We start from the raw sequence: 17,485 nt of genomic DNA, 5'->3' as shown, positions 1-17,485 counted from the left end.
GGATGCGGGGCGGCGCCGTCGTGGCCGCCGCCCCGCGCGTGTGGATCAGCGGAAGTCCGCGGTGCCTTCGTCGTACTGTTCGCCGAGGTTGGCGTTGGTGGTCTCGACGTCCTGCACGCCGGTGACCAGTCCCTGCAGCTCCTGCACGATCACGTCGTAGAAGCCGGGGGCGGGCCAGTCCGGGTAGAACGAGAGGCCGTCGGCGTCGAGGACGCCGTTGAACGTGGCGATGAGCTCGGCGCTCTTCTCGTCGGTGATGTCCGCGGCGTCGGCCGCGACGGGGAGTCCGCCGTTGTTGCCGATGATCGCCTGGATCTCCGCACGCATCGTGATGTCGATGAACTGGTAGGCGAGGTCCTTGTTCGCCGCGTTCTCCGGCACGACCCAGAGGTTGCCGGACGATCCGAGCGAGAGGTCGGCGCCGGGGAAGGCGGTCATGGTCCAGTCGAAGCCGGTCGCCTCCGAGACGAAGCGTCCGAACCACCAGGATCCCGACACGAAGATCGGCGAGGTGCCGTTGATGAACGAGACGCCGGCGTCCTCGGCCTTGACCGACGACACGTCCGAGGCGATGTAGCCCTTGTCGACGTACTCCTTCAGCGTCTCGGTCGCGGAGGTGATCTCCGGCCCCTGCCAATCGACCGGGTTCTTGTAGAGCTGGTAGTCGTCCACGAAGCCGCGGTCGCCTTCGAGCAGGGCGAGCTGGTACCAGAGCTGCCCGAGCGGGTATTCGGCTCCGGCCTCGGCGAGCGGGGTGACGCCCTGCGCGACGAAGGCGTCGAGCACGTCGACGAACTCGTCGTAGGTGGTGGGGATCTCGAGTCCGGCTGCGGTGAAGGCGTCCTTGTTGTAGTACACGCCGACGAACTCGCCGTAGTTCGGGATGCCGAACCAGGTGTCGCCGCCCATGACGCCGTCCTCGGTGTACTTCGCGGTCGTCTGCAGCGACGGCGCGAGCTTGTCATCCCAGCCGTACTCGTCGACGGCATCCGAGATGTCGCTGATGAGTCCGGTGGAGGCCAGGAATCCGGCCGTGGCATTGCCCTTGTTGAACTCCATCAGATCGGGAGCAGCGTCGGTGTCGAGCACCTGGCTGGCCGTCTTCTGGATCTGCTCGAACGACTTCTCCTCGAACTCGACCGTGGCGCCGGTCTCCTCTTCGAAGATCTTGATGGCTTCTGCCCAGGCCTTGCCCATCGCGCTGTCCGCACCCTCGTAGTGCCAGAGCTTGAGGGTGTCGCCGCCGCCGCTGTCGCCGTCGCCGCCGGCGGTGCAGCCGCTCAGGACCACTCCTGTCGCGGTGAGGGCGGCCAGCATGGCCAAGGTCTTCGTCCTGCGGATGTTCCGTGCCATCGTCGGCACTCCTTTCTCGGTGGCCACATGGGCCGGACACTTCACTGGGTCGGGATGTTCAGTTGTGGTGAGCGCCATCGTCGAAGCGTTTCGACAACGGCGATGCGTGAGCGCGGCCGGCTCCGACTGTCACTCCCGCGCAGGCGGCACCGAGCCGACGGCGCGGTAGGTGGGCGGGATGAGGTGGATGCGCGGGGGAAGCCGCGGATCCTCGAGTCTCTGTACGGCGATCTCGACGGCGAGCTCGCAGGAGTCCTGCGGGACGAGCGGAATCGTGTCGACGGCGACCGGAAGGAGCGCGGTGTCGAAGGAGGCGGCGGCCGAGACGATGGCGACGTCGATGCCGACCCGGTGTCCGCGTTCCTGGAGGACCTCGAGCAGGGTCTCGTGCACATCGTTCACGGCGTGCACGATGAAGGCGCGGATGCCGTCGTCCAGCGCGGCCTCGGTGGACGCACGCACGGCGCCCACGTCGCTGGCGAGCGCTCCGGTCGCCGCCCACGTCAGGGCGACGCCGCGGGAGTCGCTGCGTTCCTGCACTCCGCGGAGAAGGCGGCGCGGGAAGTTCGACTTGCGGTACGAGACCTCGGTCTGGCCGAGCAGCAGCACGCGGTCGTAGCCCGCGTCCGCCAGGCGATCGACGGCCAGGTGCCCCGCAGCCTCGAAGTCGAGGTCGACGCACGTGAGATCGCGCTGATCGTCGGGGAGGCCGATGAAGACCGCGGGGGTGCGCACCGCGCGGGCGATGTCGACGCGCTCATCGTCGGGAGCGACGTCCAGAACCAGGATCGCGTCGACGAGGTTGCTCGCCGCCACCCGGTTCATGCCCTCCGAGGTCTGCTCGTCCGTCAGGAGCAGGATGTCGTAGCCGCGACGCCGCGCTGCCACGGCCGTGGCGAGCACGAAGGCCATGTGCGTCGGCGCGTGGGTGTCGGCGCGCAGCGGTTCGGTGAGGGCGAAGATGTTGGTGCGTCGGCCCGCGAGCATCCGTGCGCCGGCGTCGGGCTGGTAGCCGAGTGCGAGGGCGGCGTCTTCGATGCGGCGTCGCGTCTTCTCCGAGACCGGGCGCTTGCCGCTGAGCGCGTAGGACACGGTGCTGATCGATACGCCGGCGGCCGCTGCCACCTCGTGGATCGTCGTCATCGTGACTCCATCGTCGCTTCAGTGAATCGTCGAAGCGCTTCGCTTGCGCCTCTCCAGCGATGATAGACACCGGCTGCGGGTGAACGCAAGCCTTTTGTGGTTTCTGGCAACAAATCAGTCGGCTACCGATGGGAGCGCTCCCGCAATACGGCGCGGAGAGGGCGACGGAGCCTCGATGGGGGAGGGGATTCGAGACCCCGCCGCCGGTCTAGGAGGCGACTCGGATCTGTGCGATGACTTCGGAGTACTCGGTCTCGCCGACCGGCGTGAAGCCGACGCGCAGGAAGAAGGCCTCGGGGCCGTCGTCGCCTGCCTCGTAGATGACGTTGACATGGTCCATGCCGCGCACGCGTGCCTCCTCGAGGAGGCTCTCGACGGCGAAGCGGCCGACACCGCGACCCTGGCCCTCGGCGTCGACGTTGATGCGCCAGAGCACGGAGCGGAAGTGCTCCTCGGGCGCGTCGTCGTCGAAGTTCGCACTGACGAAGCCCACGACCTGGTCGCCGTCGAGCACGACGCGTTGCCAGGAGGTCTGGGGGTTGATGACGGTGGCCGCGATCCCGTAGGACACCGGAGCGAGGAACTGCTCCTGTCCGGGCTTGAGCGACAGGTTGTTCACGGCGACGATCGTCGCAGCGGAGAGTTCGACCATGCGCAGTTCGGACATGCCCCCAGGCTAACCCCTTGCGCGCGAGCGCACACGCATCGAGGCGAACATTCCTGTTCCGACTCGCCGCCCGCCCGCTCCAGGACGCCCGGATCGGTATGCGGAACACAGCGCGAGAGCCGCTCAGGTATCTTAATATCGAGACAAATTGACCTCAAGAGCGGAGAACCTCCCGGTGACCGACGACGCCATCATCTACACCCACACAGACGAGGCGCCAGCCCTCGCCACCGCCTCGTTCCTGCCGATCGTCCAGGCCTTCAGCGGCCAGGCGGGCATCGGATTCGAGACCCGTGACATCTCGCTGGCCGGCCGCATCCTCGCGGCCTTCCCGCAGAAGCTCACGCCGGAGCAGCAGGTCGGCGACGCGCTCGCCGAGCTGGGTGGCCTCGCCACGCTCCCCGAGGCGAACATCATCAAGCTGCCGAACATCTCGGCATCCATCCCGCAGCTGAAGGGCGCGATCGCCGAGCTCCAGCAGCAGGGCTACGACATCCCGGCCTTCCCCGACGACCCCGCGTCGCTCGAGGAGAAGGACATCCGCGCCCGTTACGACCGCATCAAGGGTTCCGCCGTGAACCCGGTGCTCCGCGAGGGCAACAGCGACCGCCGCGCGCCGCTCGCCGTCAAGAACTACGCGAAGAAGCACCCGCATCGCAACAAGCCGTTCGCCGAGGGGTCGAAGACCCGCGTCGCGACGCTCGGCCACGACGACTTCAAGTCGAACGAGAAGTCCTGGGTCGCCGCCCATGACGACGTGCTGACGATCCGCCACACGGCATCCGACGGCACCGTGACGGTGCTCAAGGAGGGCCTCAAGGTCCTGCCGCGCGAGATCATCGACGCGACCTTCCTGTCGGCCTCCGCACTCGACGCGTTCCTCGCGGAGACCCTGGAGCAGGCGAAGTCCGAGGACGTGCTGTACTCGGTGCACCTGAAGGCCACCATGATGAAGGTCAGCGACCCGATCATCTTCGGCCACGTCGTGCGCGCGTTCTTCGCCGACGTCTTCGGGCAGTACGGTGAGCAGCTGGCCGCGGCCGGCCTCAAGCCGAACGACGGACTCGGATCGATCCTCGCCGGACTCGGCGACATCGCAGGCGGAGCGGACATCGCAGCGGCGTTCGACGAGGCGCTCGCCGAGGGGCCGCGTCTGTCGTATGTGAACTCCGACAAGGGCATCACGAACCTGCATGTGCCGAGCGACGTGATCGTGGACGCGTCCATGCCCGCGCTCATCCGCAACGGCGGCAAGCTCTGGGGCAAGGACGGCGGCGAGGACGACACGATCGCCGTCATCCCGGACTCCTCCTACGCCGGTGTCTACCAGGCGGTGCTCGACGATGTGATCGCGAACGGTCCGCTCGATCCCGCGACCATCGGCACCGTTCCCAACGTCGGTCTCATGGCTCAGGCGGCCGAGGAGTACGGCAGCCACGACAAGACCTTCGAGATCGCCTCGGCCGGCGTCGTGCAGGTGCTCGACAGCGACGGCAACGCGCTCATCGAGCATGAGGTCGGAGCCGGGGACATCTGGCGTGCGACGCAGACGAAGCACATCGCGGTCATGGACTGGGTGAAGCTCGCCGTCACCCGTGCCCGTGCCACCGGCGACCCCGCCGTGTTCTGGCTCGACGCGAACCGCTCGCACGACGCGCAGATCATCGCGAAGGTGCACCAGGGGCTGGCGCTGCTCGACACGCACGGCCTCACCCTCACGATCCTCGCGCCCGAGGAGGCCACCCGCTACACGCTCGCGCGCATGCGCCACGGCCTCGACACGATCTCGGTCACCGGCAACGTGCTCCGCGACTACCTCACGGACCTGTTCCCGATCCTCGAGGTCGGCACGAGCGCCAAGATGCTCTCGATCGTCCCGCTGCTCGCCGGTGGAGGACTCTTCGAGACCGGTGCGGGCGGATCCGCCCCGAAGCACGTGCAGCAGCTGGTCGAGGAGAACTACCTGCGCTGGGACTCGCTGGGTGAGTTCTTCGCGCTGGCCGCCTCTCTCGAGCACTTCGCGGACCGCACGGGCAACGAGAAGGCCCGTGTCCTCGCGCAGACGCTGGATGCGGCGACGGGCACGTTCCTGGAGCACGACCGTTCTCCCGGCCGTGCCCTCGGCACGATCGACAACCGCGGCAGCCACTTCTACCTGGGCCTGTACTGGGCGCAGGAGCTGGCAGCCCAGACCCAGGATGCCGACCTCGCCGCGGCCTTCGCCCCGATCGCCGCCACCCTCGCGGAGAACGAGGAGAAGATCGTCTCGGAGCTCAACGCGGTCCAGGGCAAGCCGGTCGAGATCGGTGGCTACTACCGTCCGGACGACGCGCTGGTCGAGGCCGTCATGCGTCCGTCCGTGACTCTGAACGGGATCGTCGACGCGCTGCGCTGAGAGCAGGAGCACACGGAGAAGGGGGCGGATGCTGCGGCATCCGCCCCCTTCTTCCTGTCGCGGGAACCTCGCCGCACTGCCGCACTGCCATACGGTCGAGCGGAGCGCGAGCGCAGCGACGACACACGTCGGGGAGCTCGTATCGTGCTCGCCGGGGAAGGGCTGCGCCCTCGCGGGTCAGTTGTAGACCGAGACCTCGACGCCGACCGGCGACCAGTCGTAGACGAACTTGGCGAGATCGATCGGAAGGTTCACACAGCCGTGGCTCATCCGGTTGCCGTAGTTGTTGTGCCAGTAGGTCCCGTGGAAGCCGATGTTGGTGGTGAACCACGTGATCCACGGCACGTTCTCGGTGCAGTACGGGGCGCCTTCATAGCAGCCCATGTCCTGCATGGCGGTGTGCGCGAAGACCTTGAAGTTGCCGGTCGGCGTGGGCGTGCCCGGCAGGCCGGTCGAGACCGCCCAGGAGCGCACGACGTTCCCGTTCTCGAACAGGTAGGCGTGCTGGGTGCTCAGGTTGATCTCGATGCGACGCAGCAGGCTCACGGTCTCGAACGGGGTCTCGGTGACCGACAGGGCGAAGACGCCATCGCCGGCTTCGAGCTGCTGAGCGAAGTCGTCGGCGATGCCGGAGGTGTCGCCGAGCGCACGTCCGTTCGCTCCCGCCTGCTCCTCGCGGAGCACGGTACCGGCGGAGTCGACGATGTTGGTCGCGTTCACCGGCGCGCGGTCGACCGCTGCCGCGAGCGTGTCGACGGTCGCCTGGATCGCCTGCGGGTCGGCCGCGACGCGCAGCGCGCCGTCTTCGTCGACCACGGTGAGCCAGGTGGCTGCGACGGCGGGCGCGACGGGGACCGTCCGCTCCTCGCCGACGTAGAAGCCGATCGTGCCGAGCATCGTGTTGAGCGACGCTGCGGTGGCCGCCGCGTCATCGTCCGAGACGGCGGGGAGCGCGGTGGCCGGGCCGCCGGGGTACTCGAGCGTCGTGCCTCCGGCGGCGACGGCCGTCGTGATCGCGGTGGTGAGATCGGCGACGTCGATCCCGGTGCCGTCTGCTGCCGGCGTCGCGAGGTAGGTGCCGCTCGCGGCGTCGAACACGACTCCGGCGTCCACGGCGTCCTCGAAGCTCGAGGGCACCGCAGCGCGGAGTGCGGTGGTGGCGGTCGCGGGGTCGAGCGTGATGTCGGCGGGGATGGGGTCGCCCATCCATGCGCCGAGGTTCCAGAGCGGGTGCTCGGCGAACGCCTGATCGGCGAGATCGGTGGCCGCGATGCTGATGCCCAGGTCGGCACCGCTGACCACGGCGCCGTCACCGGGGCCGGTCAGGGTGACTTCGGTCTGCGCGAGGTGCGAGGTGATCGCCTCCGCGGCGGCACCGGGTGTCATGAAACCGACGGGGATGCCGGCGACCGTGGTGCCCGGTGCGATCAGGATCATCGAAGCGGCGCCCGCGCCGAGAGCGACGACGCCGAGACCGAGGCCGATCCACAGGCCGAGGCGGCGCTTCTTGGGGCGCGGCTCGATCGGCGCCCACTCCACGGGAGTCTCGCCCGTGATCGGCGGCACGGTGTCTGTGGGCGCGTCAGAGGGCGCCAGAACGGACGTCGGCGTGTTGTCGTCGCCGAGCCCGTCGGTTGCAGCGCCCGGCGCTGAGATCAGATCGGTCACGCACACACCCCCCGGTAATCACACGTTTCCTGTTTGACAATGGTACGGGATGCGAGGTAACGGTGAGGCAACGGTCGCCGGAGCGACCGTCGCCCCTCGTGGTCGTAGCGTTCTCGGCTCAGTCGACGACGGCGAGACCGTCGATCTCGACCAGCATCTCCTCGCGCGGCAGACCGGTGAAGACCGTCGTGCGCGAGGGCAGCACGCCGCTCGTGGTGTGCTGCGTGACGAAGGCGCCGTACGCCTCGTTCATGATCGGGAAGTCCTCGCGCTTGGTGAGGTACACGCGCAGCATCACGACATCGTCGAACGTCGCGCCGGAGGCCTCGACGATCGCCTTCACGTTCTCGAGCGTGCGCGTGGTCTGCGCGGCGACATCGCCCGGGAACAGGTATTCGTTGGTCACCGGATCGACGGGCCCCTGGCCGGAGACCTGCACGATCGGTCCCTTGCGGATGCCTTGCGAGAACGTGTGGGCGGGAGCGGGGGCGGCGTCGGAGGAAACGCGGGTCTTCGCAGTCATGAAGCCAGCCTAGTAGCCTTGTTAAATGCCTCTACAAATTCCGGATCCCGTACTCGGCGCCTGGGCGAAGGGATTCCCCGCGCACGCCGCGGGTGTGCGCCTGTCGGAGGTCGCGGGAGCGGGTCTGCACCTGTCCGACCTGGTCACACCGGTGCTCACGGTGCATGAGGCCGCCCTCACTCACAACGAATCGACCGCGTTCGACTGGGCGCGGGCGCAGGGCATCCTGCTCGCTCCGCACGGCAAGACCACCATGGCCCCGGCGCTGTGGCAGCGGCTTCTGGCTGCCGGCGCCTGGGGAATCTCCGTGGCGACGCCGTGGCAGGCCGAGGTGGCCGTCCAGGCGGGGGTGTCGACCGTGCTGATCGCCAACGCCGTGACCGATCGTGCGGCGGCGCGGAGATTCGGCGAGCTGCTCGCCGCGGATCCGGCGCTGCGGATCCTGTGCTGGGCGGACTCGGTCGCCACGATCGAGATCCTCGCCGCGGCCATGGCCGATGCCCCTCGCCCGCTCGACGTGCTGGTCGAGCTCGGTGGCGCAGACGGCCGAACCGGTGCCCGAACCGTTTCGGAGGGTGAGCGCATCGCCGCCGCCGTCACCGCGGCGCCCGGCCTCCGTCTCGCCGGAGTCGCGGGATACGAAGGGCCGTTCGGTCCCGATCGCAGCGCGCACTCGGTGGCTGCGGTCGACGCCTACCTGCAGACCCTCGTGGAGCTGCATGGACGACTCGAGTATCCGTCCGGCATCCGTCCGGTGCTCAGCGCCGGCGGCAGCTCCTTCCCCGATCGGGCGGCTGCCGTGCTGGCCCCGCATCGGGACGGCGCCGATGTGGTGCTGCGCTCCGGTGCGTTCCAGATCCACGACGACGGCTTCTACGCGCGCATGTCGCCCTTCGGACCGCTCACCGGCACCGCGCCCCTGCGCTCAGCGATGCATGCCTGGTCTCGAGTGCTCTCGCAGCCGGAGGAGGGGCTCGCTCTCCTGGACGCCGGGCGTCGTGATGTGCCGTTCGACCTCGACCTGCCGGTACCGCAGTCGATCGGGGGCGAGATCACGGCGCTGAACGATCAGCACGCCTTCCTGCGCCTGTCGGACGGCGAGACCACCCGGGTCGGTGACGTCGTCCGGCTCGGGCTCTCGCATCCCTGCACGGCTTTCGACAAATGGCGGGTCGTCGCCGTGATCGACGATCCGGACGCGGACGACCCTCGCGTGATCGGAGCGGTGGCGACGTGCTTCTGAGCGCCGAGAAGGCCGCCGCCGGCCAGGTCAGGGTGTACCGTTCCGCGACCGTCGTCGACGGCACCGGGGCCCCGCGCCACGTCGCCGATGTCGCGGTGGAGGGCCAGCGCATCGTCGCGGTCGTTCCCGCCGATGCTGCCGCGGACGACCGGACGGCGCTGGAGCTGCCGGACGGTGCGATCGAGGTCGATGCGCACGGGCTGGTCCTGGCCCCCGGGTTCATCGACATGCACGCGCACAGCGATCTCGCCGTCCTCCACGGCAGCGCACACCAGGCCAAGATCCTTCAGGGCGTCACGACCGAGGTCCTCGGACAGGACGGCCTGGGTTACGCGCCGCTCGACGATGCCTGCGCCGCTGTCATCCCTGCGCAGATCGCCGGGTGGAACGGTGTGCCCGCATCGGTGCCGTGGCGGGGGATGGGCGATCTGCTGCGCGACATCGATGCGGTGTCCGTGGGCAACGCCGCCGTCCTGGTGCCGCAGGGGAATCTGCGGATGATGGTGGTGGGCCACGAGAACCGGGCGGCCACCGCGGCGGAGATCGACGCGATGGCGGACCTGCTGGGCGCGGCGCTCGACGCCGGGGCCTTCGGGATGTCGAGCGGTCTCACCTACACCCCGGGGATGTACGCCGACACCGCGGAGCTGGAGGCGCTCTGCCGCATCGTCGCCGAGCGCGGCGGCTACTGGGCCCCGCACACGCGCAGCTACGGCGGCGGAGCCCTGGATGCGTATCGGGAGGTGCTCGACATCGGTCGACGCACCGGCTGCCCCATCCACCTCACGCACGCGACGATGAACTTCACCCCGAACCGCGGTCGGGCGGACGAGCTGCTCGCACTGATCGACCAGGCCATCGCCGACGGAGTCGATGTCACCCTCGACACGTACCCCTATCTCCCTGGTGCCACGACGCTCGCCGCGCTCCTGCCCAGCAGGCTCGCGGAGGGCGGTGATCTGGTCCGGACCGTCGCCGGACTGGATGCCGCCGAACGGGAGCGCGTGCGCGTCGAGCTCGAGGAGATCGGCTGCGACGGATTCCACGGCGAACGAGCCGACTGGACGCAGATCCAGATCTCCGGGGCCGTGAACCCCGCCCTCGCCGACCTCGTCGGCCGGACCGTGGCGGAGATCGCCGCGACCTCAGGACGTCGCGCCGTCGATGTGGTGCTCGACACCGTGGTCGCGGACGCGGGTGCGACCGGCATCCTGATGCACATCGGCGACGAGGCGAACGTGCAAACGATCATGCGGCACCCGCGGCACACCGGCGGGAGCGACGGCATCCTGATCGGCTCCCGGCCGCACCCCCGCGGGCGGGGCACGTTCCCGCGCTACCTCGGGCACTACGTGCGCGAGCTGGGCATCCTCACCCTCGAGGAGGCCGTGCGGCATCTCTCCGGTACCCCGGCGATTCGCCTCGGCCTGGATCGCGGTGACATGCCACGGGGCGTGATCCGCGCGGGCGCGGCGGCGGATCTGGTGCTGTTCGACGCGCAGACGATCGCCGCCGGTGCCACCTTCGATCATCCCCTCGCTCCTCCGACCGGAATCGTCGAGGTGCTGATCGCGGGGGTGGCGGTGCTCGAGGGCCGCGAGGTCACCGGAGCGACGCCCGGTCGCGCGCTGCGCATGCCGCCACCGGCCCACCGCGCGACCGTGCCGCTGCTGGAAGCCCGGATCGACCCCACCGCGCCCGGGTTCACCTGGAGCGCGGCGACCCGTATCGTCGCGTCGAGCGAGCTCACGGCCTCGGTCGCCCGGCTCGGGGCGGAAGGCTCGGCGGGAGCCGCCCCCGCGATCCACCTGATGCGGGACGCAGAGGTCGGGGTGGGACCTTCCGCCGCCGGCCGCATCGGAGCGGAGGCGTTCCGGATCTCCGTCACCGCCGACCGCATCGAGGTGAGGGGAGCGACGGCCGCCGGCGTCTTCCGTGGGGCGACCGCTCTGCGGCAGCTGCGTGGCGCCGATGCCGACACCGTCGTGCTCCCGGCGGGAGAGTGGCAGGGAGCCCCGGCTTACGGCTGGCGCGGCGTGATGCTCGACGTCGCGCGGCACTTCCGCCCGGTGGAGGACGTGCGACGGCTCATCGATCTGCTCGCCGACCATCAACTGAACATCCTGCATCTGCATCTCTCCGACGACCAGGGGTGGCGCTTCGAGGTGCCCGGGTATCCGCGTCTGACCGAGGTGGGCGCGCACCGCTCGGCGACGCAACGCGGACATGGCCCGCTCTCGACCGTCGAGCCCGGAGTCCATGAGGGGCACTACACCGCCGAGGAGCTGCGCGCACTCGTGGCCTACGCCGCGGACAGATTCGTCACGCTCGTGCCCGAGGTGGAGCTCCCCGGTCACATCCAAGCCGCGCTCGCCGCCTATCCCGCGCTCGGCAACCTCGATGTCGGAGAGCCGGCGGCCGGTCCCTGGGAGCGCTTCGGCGTGAACGCCCGCACGCTCGCTCCCACCGAGGCCTCGCTGGCCTTCGGACGGGCCGCGATCGACGCACTGTGCGACGTCTTCGACTCCGAGTGGATCGGGATCGGCGGCGACGAGGTGCCGGTCACCGAATGGGCCGCCAGCGCCGCCGCGCGCGAGCGGATGCAGGCGCTCGGCCTGGAGACGCCGCACGACGTGCAGCCGTGGTTCACCGCGCATTTCGTCGCGCACGTCCGCAGCCGCGGACGCACGGCGCTCGCCTGGGACGAGGTGCTCGAGGGCGACGTCCCCGAAGGCGTGAGCATCCTCGCCTGGCGCGGACCCGTCGCGATGCGCGAGGCCCTGCGACGGGGGATCCCGGTGATCGCCTGCCCCGATCTCGAGGTGTACCTCGACTACCCGCAATCCGATTCCACGGAGGAGCCGATCCGCGTCGGTCCGCCGTTGCCCATCGAGCGGGTCTACACCCTGCGGGTCGAGGACGGGGCTGCGGGCGGCCAGGCGAACGTCTGGAGCGAGCATCTGCCGACGCGGGATCGTGTGGACTTCGCGATGTTCCCGCGGCTGGCTGCGGTCGCGGAACGGCTGTGGGATGGCGGTGAACCGGGGGAGTACTCCGACTTCGCCCGGCGACTTCCGACCCATCTGCTCCGCCTCAGAGCGGCGGGGGTGCGGTATCGTCCACTCGACGGCCCGACGCCTGATCAACGCCGTCCTGGAGTACCCGGCAAGCCGCTGACGATCCAGGCGCGTGAGGATATCGTCGCCGGTCTGGTGGAGCGCCTCGTGGAGAGGGCGAACGCGGCCGCCGATGAGGCGCCCGCATCAATGTAACGTTTCGGTAACCCTCGCCGCGCGCCGCGGGGCAAGGGTTGCGTAATTTTTGTTCGTAAGGTCTACTAACAAACATGTCCGTTTCGGATGAACCGCGTTTGCCACCGTCGTCAGAGTACGCCGGTGGGAACACGCATGCCTTCGGCCCTGGGCGGCACCTGCGCTCCCGTTCGAAGGTGCTCCCCGAGCACGCGCGCGGACACAACCGCGCCCTGGTCCTGCAGACGCTCTACCACGCGGGCGCGATGAGTCGCGCTGACCTCTCGCGCGAGACCGGACTGACGAGAGTCACCATCTCGGACCTCGTCGCGGAGTTCATCGCAGACGGCATCGTGATCGAGATGGGCGTCCGCGAGACCGTGGGCCCCGGCAAGCCTCCGATCCTGATCGACATCGACCGTGTGGGTCACCAGATCATCGGGCTGGACCTGTCCGGTCCCAACGCGTTCGTCGGTGCCGTGCTCAGTCTCGACGGCGATGTGCTGGAGCGGCGCGAGGTCGTGCGGCCGGAGTCCGCCGACGGCGACGCCGCGTACAGCGCACTCCTCGAGCTGGCACGCCTGCTGGTAGCCGCCTCCACGCAGCCGCTGCTCGGCGTCGGCATCGGCACGCCCGGTGTCGTCCGCCCGGATGGCGTCGTGCTGAGCTCCCCGAACCTCGGCTGGACGAACTTCCGGCTCGAGGCGAAGCTCGGAGCCGACCTCGACCTTCCCGTGCTCGCCCGCAACGACGCCAACGCCGCCGTGCTCGCGGAGTACACCTTCGGCGATGCCAAGGCCGACTTCATGCTGATCAAGATCGGGCGAGGGGTCGGTGCCGGACTCATCACCGGCAGCCAGCCGCTGCTCGGCAGTCGCTTCGCCGCGGGAGAGATCGGACACGTCGTCGTCGGCACGGACGGCGGTCCGCGCTGCGCGTGCGGCAAGGACGGATGTCTGGAGGCCTGGCTCAGCGTCACCCGCCTGCGGGAGGCTCTCGCCGCCGACCCCGCTGCGCGTGACGAGATCCTGCGCGACGCCGGAACGCGCATGGCGATCGCGATCGCTCCCATCGTGGCGGCGCTCGATCTCTCCGAGGTCGTGCTGTCCGGTCCTGCCGACCTGCTCGACGGCATCCTGATCGATGCCGCGATCGAGACCCTGCACGCCCGGACCCTGGAGGGCGTCTTCGAGGACGCCCTCATCCGTCTCACCCACCAGGACGACATCGTGCTGCGGGGCGCGGCCGTCATGGTCCTCTCCGGGCAGCTGGGTGTCTCATGATCTCCGCGTCGATGGCCCACGGGAGCGACATCCGATGAAGGGTGTCGACCTCGCCGACCGCGCCGGTCGGCAGATTCGTGTGGGCCTGGACGTCGGCGGCACCAAGATCGACGCGGTCGCCGTCGACCCCGCCGGTGAGATCCTCGGACGACTCCGACGACCCACCGGGTGGGGCGAGGATGCGGTGCTCGAGAACATCGCGCTCGCGGTCGGCACTCTGGCCGAACAGGTCGGGCTCTCCGCCTCGGACATCCGCTCCGTCGGCGTCGGCATCCCCGGGTTGGTCGACGCGGACTCCGGCCGGGTGCTGCACGCCGTGAACCTCGGAGTCGATTCGCTCGACCTCGCTGTGCGGGCGGAGAGGGCGCTCGGCGTACCTTTCCGTGTCGAGAACGACGTGAAGGCTGCCGCCCTCGGAGCCGCGGCCCTTCGCGGCGTCAGCGGCTCCATGGCGTACCTGAATCTCGGAACCGGCGTCGCCGCCGGCATCGTGATGGACGGCCGCATCTGGCGCGGGGCACGCGGAACGGCCGGCGAGGTCGGACACATCTCGGTCGACCCGAACGGACGTCTCTGCGGCTGCGGTCAGCGCGGCTGCATCGAGACCTTCTGCGGGGGAGGAGCGCTCGCCAAGGCCTGGGGCCGTCCCGGATCCCTGCCCGTGCGCGACATCCTCGACGCCGCAGACACGGGCGACAGCGAGGCCGTCGCGCTGCGCGACGATCTCTATCGCGGCGCGGCTGCCGCGGTGCGCGTGCTGGTGCTCTCGGCCGATGTCGAGACCGTCATCATCGGTGGGGGCCTCACTTCGCTCGGCGAGCGGCTGGAGCAGGGCATCCGCCACGCACTGCTGGCCGGAGCCGAAGCATCCCCGTTCATGCGTTCACTGCACCTCGATGAAAGAATCGAGCTGCTGCCGGCGGGGTCTCCCGCGGCAGCCTTCGGCGCCGCACTCGTCGGTGCCGCCATAACGGAGAAGGAGAGCGTTTCCCATGGCTGAGGTCGTCATCGTCGAGAACGCGGAGGCCGCGGGAACGCTGGTCGCGACCGAGATCGTCGAGCTCATCGCGCAGCGCGCCGATGCCGTGCTGGGACTCGCCACCGGGTCGACGCCGCTGCCCGTCTACCAGGCGCTGCGGACGCAGCTCGCCGGACGCGACCTGTCGCAGGTGCGCGGGTTCGCGCTGGACGAGTACGTGGGGCTCGACCCCGCGCACCCGGAGAGCTACCGATCCGTGATCACGCGCGAGGTGATCGAGCCGCTGGGGCTCGACCCGCAGCGCATCCACGTGCCGAACGGCGCCCATGCGACCATCCAGCACGCGGGCGACGACTACGAGGCCGCGATCGAGGCCGCTGGCGGAGTGGACCTGCAGATCCTCGGCATCGGCACCGACGGGCACATCGGGTTCAACGAGCCCGGTTCCTCGTTCGCATCGCGCACGCGCGTGAAGACGCTCACGGAGCAGACCCGCGAGGACAACGCCCGCTTCTTCGACTCGATCGACGACGTGCCGCGCCACTGCATCACGCAGGGACTGGGCACCATCCTGAAGGCGCGCCACCTCGTGCTCCTCGCCTTCGGCGAGGGCAAGGCTCAGGCGGTCGCGGACGCCGTCGAGGGGCCGCTCACGGCGTTCCTGCCCGGCTCGGCGATCCAGCTGCACCCGCACGCGACCATCGTCGTGGACGAGGCGGCGGCATCGCGTCTGAAGCTCGCCGACTACTACCGCTACACCTTCGCCAACAAGCCGGCCTGGCAGGGCATCTGAGCCCGCTCAGCGTGCGAGCGCCGGCCACGCGAGTGGCAGCAGGTGCTCCACGCTGAGAGGCGCGAGGGGGAGCGTGGCCACGTCATCGGGCGTGATCCAGCGGAGCTCCGCGAGTTCGGCCTGCACGGAGACAGACGCAGGGTCGATCGAGGCGGAGAAGGCGTCGGCGACCACGCGGTGACCCGGCTCGTTGGCGGCCGCAGAGATGAACCGGCCCAACGGGCGCAGATCGCTCTCGACGAGCAGGACTCCCAGCTCTTCGTGCAGTTCCCGGATCAGGGTCTCCGCGGCCGACTCACCCGGCTCCGGCTTGCCGCCCGGCTGCATGAACCGGACCGTGCCGTGCTTGCGGACGACGAGCACCCGGTCGGCGTCGTCGACGATCACGGCTGCGCTCACGTGGATGTCAGGCATCGGAGGAGAAGACCTTTCCGGGGTTGAGGATGCCGTGCGGATCGAACACCCGCACGATCTGCCGCTGCAGTTCCCACTGATCGGAGCCGAGCTCGTCGACCAGCCAGCGCCGCTTGAGGACGCCGATGCCGTGCTCTCCGGTCAGCGTGCCGCCCAGCCGGATGGCGGCCCGGAACAGCTCGTCCGCGGCCGCCCAGATGTGCGGGGGCGTGTCCGGGCCCTCGAAGATGAAGTTGGGATGCAGGTTCCCGTCTCCCGCGTGCGCGACCGTGGGGATCGTCAAGCCGTACTCGCGCTCGATGCGGGCGATCTCGTCGAACATCTCGGGCATGGCGCTGCGGGGCACGGACACGTCTTCGATCAGCGTGGTGCCCAGCGTGGTCATCGCCGCATGCATCGAGCGACGGATGGCCAGCAGCCTTTCGCCCTCGTCCGGGTCGTGCGACAGCACGGTGTCGCCCTCGTGAGTGCGCAGGATCGTGGCGATCATGTCGGCCTCGGGGATCGCGGCAGGACCGTCGGTCTGGATCGTCAGCTGCGCGGCCCCGAGGGGAGGCGTCGGCAGGCCGAGAAGGGCGTGGACGGCGGCGAGGCTCGCGGCGTCCATCAGCTCCATGATCGCGGGCTGCACGCCGGACGCGGTCACAGCCGCCGATGCCGCGGCCGCGCTGCGTACATCGGGGAAGATCGCCGTGACCGTGCACGGGGAGCCCTCGACCAGCCGCCGCAGCTTGAGCGTGGCGCCGACGATCACGCCCAGGGTCCCCTCCGAGCCGATCACGAGCGAGGTCAGGTCGAGTCCGGTGACCCCCTTGACGCTGCGGTGGCCCAGGTGCAGCAGGCGTCCGTCGGCGAGGACGAGGTCGATGCCGAGCACCGCGTCGCGCACGACGCCGTACTTCGCGCACAGCAGTCCCCCCGCGCCGGTCGCGATGTTCCCGCCCACCGTGGAGATCTCACGGCTCGCCGGGTCCGGCGCCCACCAGACGCCGTGCGCGGCGAGGAGACGGTTGAGGTCGGCGTTCAGGATGCCGGGTTCGACCACGGCCAGCAGGTCGTCCGCGCGGATCTCGACCACGGCGTCCATGCGACGCGTCGAGAGCACGATCTCGCCCGCACCGGCGTTCGCGGCGCCGGCGAGGCCCGTGCCGGCGCCGCGGACGACCACGGGAGTGCGGGTCGCGGTGGCGATGCGCAGGGTCTGCTGCACGTGTGCGACGGACTCGGCATGCACGATCGCGAGAGGGCGACCGGCGGCGGCATGGCCCGAGCTGTCTGCGCGCGCCGCCTCGAGGGCGGATTCGTCGAGCTCGACGAGGTCGCCGAGTTCCTCCTGCAGCTGAGCGACGACGTTCATGACTCGCCGCTCATGCCTGGTCGCTCATGCCCGGTCGCTCATGACAGAGCGCGGCGACCGCTGATCACGCCGGCGGCGATGGCGACGACTCCGAAGGCGGTCCCGATCAGCGCCTGGCCCATCGACCACCACGCGATCGTGACTCCGACGTAGATGAGCAGCTCGACGGCGGCGCGGAGGAACGGATGCACGCGCAGCACCGGACGAGGCGAGAGGAACAGCGCCCAGACGAGCAGGACGACGACAGGGGTGCCGATGCCGAGGACGACGTTCCAGGGGAACGGCCACGTCGCGAAGCCCCACAGTGCGAGAGTGGCGATGGCCAGGACCAGGACGATGGCGCGGACGACGTCGATGACCGTGATGACCGGACGCTCGACGCCAGGTACGGGAACAGAATCCTGGGGCATGGTCCC

The 17,485-nt window shown here is 69.8% G+C and carries 14 protein-coding genes; 6 read left to right on the top strand and 8 right to left on the bottom strand.

Features of this window, described 5'->3' with window-relative positions:
• Nucleotides 1-45 precede the first annotated feature (45 nt).
• The 3 genes from FB560_RS13295 to FB560_RS13285 all read right to left on the bottom strand — a co-directional run bounded on the left by FB560_RS13295 (nt 46) and on the right by FB560_RS13285 (nt 3,163).
• Nucleotides 46-1,353, bottom strand: coding sequence for an ABC transporter substrate-binding protein (locus FB560_RS13295; protein WP_141872808.1), 1,308 nt, complete (start codon nt 1,351-1,353; stop codon nt 46-48).
• Nucleotides 1,354-1,482: 129 nt separating this feature from the next.
• On the bottom strand, nt 1,483-2,496 hold the full coding sequence (locus FB560_RS13290; protein ID WP_141872807.1) for a LacI family DNA-binding transcriptional regulator: 1,014 nt from the start codon (nt 2,494-2,496) through the stop codon (nt 1,483-1,485).
• A 208-nt stretch (nt 2,497-2,704) separates the two neighbouring features.
• Complete coding sequence (locus FB560_RS13285) at nt 2,705-3,163, bottom strand: GNAT family N-acetyltransferase (RefSeq protein WP_141872806.1); 459 nt, start codon at nt 3,161-3,163, stop codon at nt 2,705-2,707.
• Nucleotides 3,164-3,338: 175 nt separating this feature from the next.
• Here FB560_RS13285 and FB560_RS13280 point away from each other — a divergent pair, with 175 nt between their 5' ends.
• Nucleotides 3,339-5,558 (top strand): NADP-dependent isocitrate dehydrogenase, encoded by a 2,220-nt coding sequence (locus FB560_RS13280; RefSeq protein ID WP_141872805.1) that lies wholly within the window; start codon nt 3,339-3,341, stop codon nt 5,556-5,558.
• A 177-nt stretch (nt 5,559-5,735) separates the two neighbouring features.
• On the opposite strand, the gene FB560_RS13275 is transcribed toward FB560_RS13280, so the two are convergent.
• Together FB560_RS13275 and FB560_RS13270 are read right to left on the bottom strand one after the other, a co-directional pair.
• Nucleotides 5,736-7,226, bottom strand: a complete 1,491-nt coding sequence (locus FB560_RS13275) for a L,D-transpeptidase family protein (RefSeq protein ID WP_229673060.1) — start codon at nt 7,224-7,226, stop codon at nt 5,736-5,738.
• 118 nt (nt 7,227-7,344) lie between these two features.
• Nucleotides 7,345-7,749: a RidA family protein gene (locus tag FB560_RS13270; RefSeq protein WP_141872803.1), complete on the bottom strand. Its 405-nt coding sequence runs from the start codon at nt 7,747-7,749 to the stop codon at nt 7,345-7,347.
• 25 nt (nt 7,750-7,774) lie between these two features.
• Between FB560_RS13270 and FB560_RS13265 the strand changes: the two genes are divergently transcribed.
• The 5 genes from FB560_RS13265 (at nt 7,775) to nagB (ending at nt 15,298) form a co-directional block, all read left to right on the top strand.
• On the top strand, nt 7,775-8,992 hold the full coding sequence (locus FB560_RS13265) for an alanine racemase (protein WP_141872802.1): 1,218 nt from the start codon (nt 7,775-7,777) through the stop codon (nt 8,990-8,992).
• Nucleotides 8,983-12,264: a family 20 glycosylhydrolase gene (locus tag FB560_RS13260; RefSeq protein WP_141872801.1), complete on the top strand. Its 3,282-nt coding sequence runs from the start codon at nt 8,983-8,985 to the stop codon at nt 12,262-12,264. The genes FB560_RS13265 and FB560_RS13260 overlap by 10 nt, the downstream gene beginning before the upstream one ends.
• 74 nt (nt 12,265-12,338) lie before the next feature.
• A complete protein-coding gene (locus FB560_RS13255; protein ID WP_141872800.1) occupies nt 12,339-13,526 on the top strand; it encodes an ROK family transcriptional regulator in 1,188 nt (395 codons plus the stop codon).
• A 34-nt stretch (nt 13,527-13,560) separates the two neighbouring features.
• On the top strand, nt 13,561-14,526 hold the full coding sequence (locus FB560_RS13250) for an ROK family protein (protein WP_188895068.1): 966 nt from the start codon (nt 13,561-13,563) through the stop codon (nt 14,524-14,526).
• Nucleotides 14,519-15,298 carry a glucosamine-6-phosphate deaminase gene (gene nagB, locus FB560_RS13245; protein WP_141872799.1) on the top strand — a complete coding sequence of 260 codons (780 nt, stop codon included), beginning with the start codon at nt 14,519-14,521 and terminating at the stop codon, nt 15,296-15,298. The genes FB560_RS13250 and nagB overlap by 8 nt, the downstream gene beginning before the upstream one ends.
• 6 nt (nt 15,299-15,304) lie before the next feature.
• On the opposite strand, the gene FB560_RS13240 is transcribed toward nagB, so the two are convergent.
• The 3 genes from FB560_RS13240 to FB560_RS13230 are packed head-to-tail and all read right to left on the bottom strand — an operon-like array spanning nt 15,305 to nt 17,479.
• Complete coding sequence (locus FB560_RS13240; protein WP_141872798.1) at nt 15,305-15,712, bottom strand: NUDIX hydrolase; 408 nt, start codon at nt 15,710-15,712, stop codon at nt 15,305-15,307.
• A complete protein-coding gene (locus tag FB560_RS13235; protein ID WP_141872797.1) occupies nt 15,705-17,069 on the bottom strand; it encodes an FAD-binding oxidoreductase in 1,365 nt (454 codons plus the stop codon). Before FB560_RS13235 ends, FB560_RS13240 begins: the two co-directional genes overlap by 8 nt.
• Nucleotides 17,070-17,107: 38 nt before the next feature.
• Nucleotides 17,108-17,479, bottom strand: a complete 372-nt coding sequence (locus FB560_RS13230) for a YrdB family protein (RefSeq protein ID WP_141872796.1) — start codon at nt 17,477-17,479, stop codon at nt 17,108-17,110.
• Nucleotides 17,480-17,485 lie beyond the last annotated feature (6 nt).

Origin of the sequence: Microbacterium saperdae (genome assembly GCF_006716345.1) — a bacterium.
Taxonomy (GTDB): Bacteria; Actinomycetota; Actinomycetes; order Actinomycetales; family Microbacteriaceae; genus Microbacterium; species Microbacterium saperdae.
Note: the sequence above shows the minus strand (reverse complement) of the source record. Positions and strands in the feature narration are given on the sequence as shown.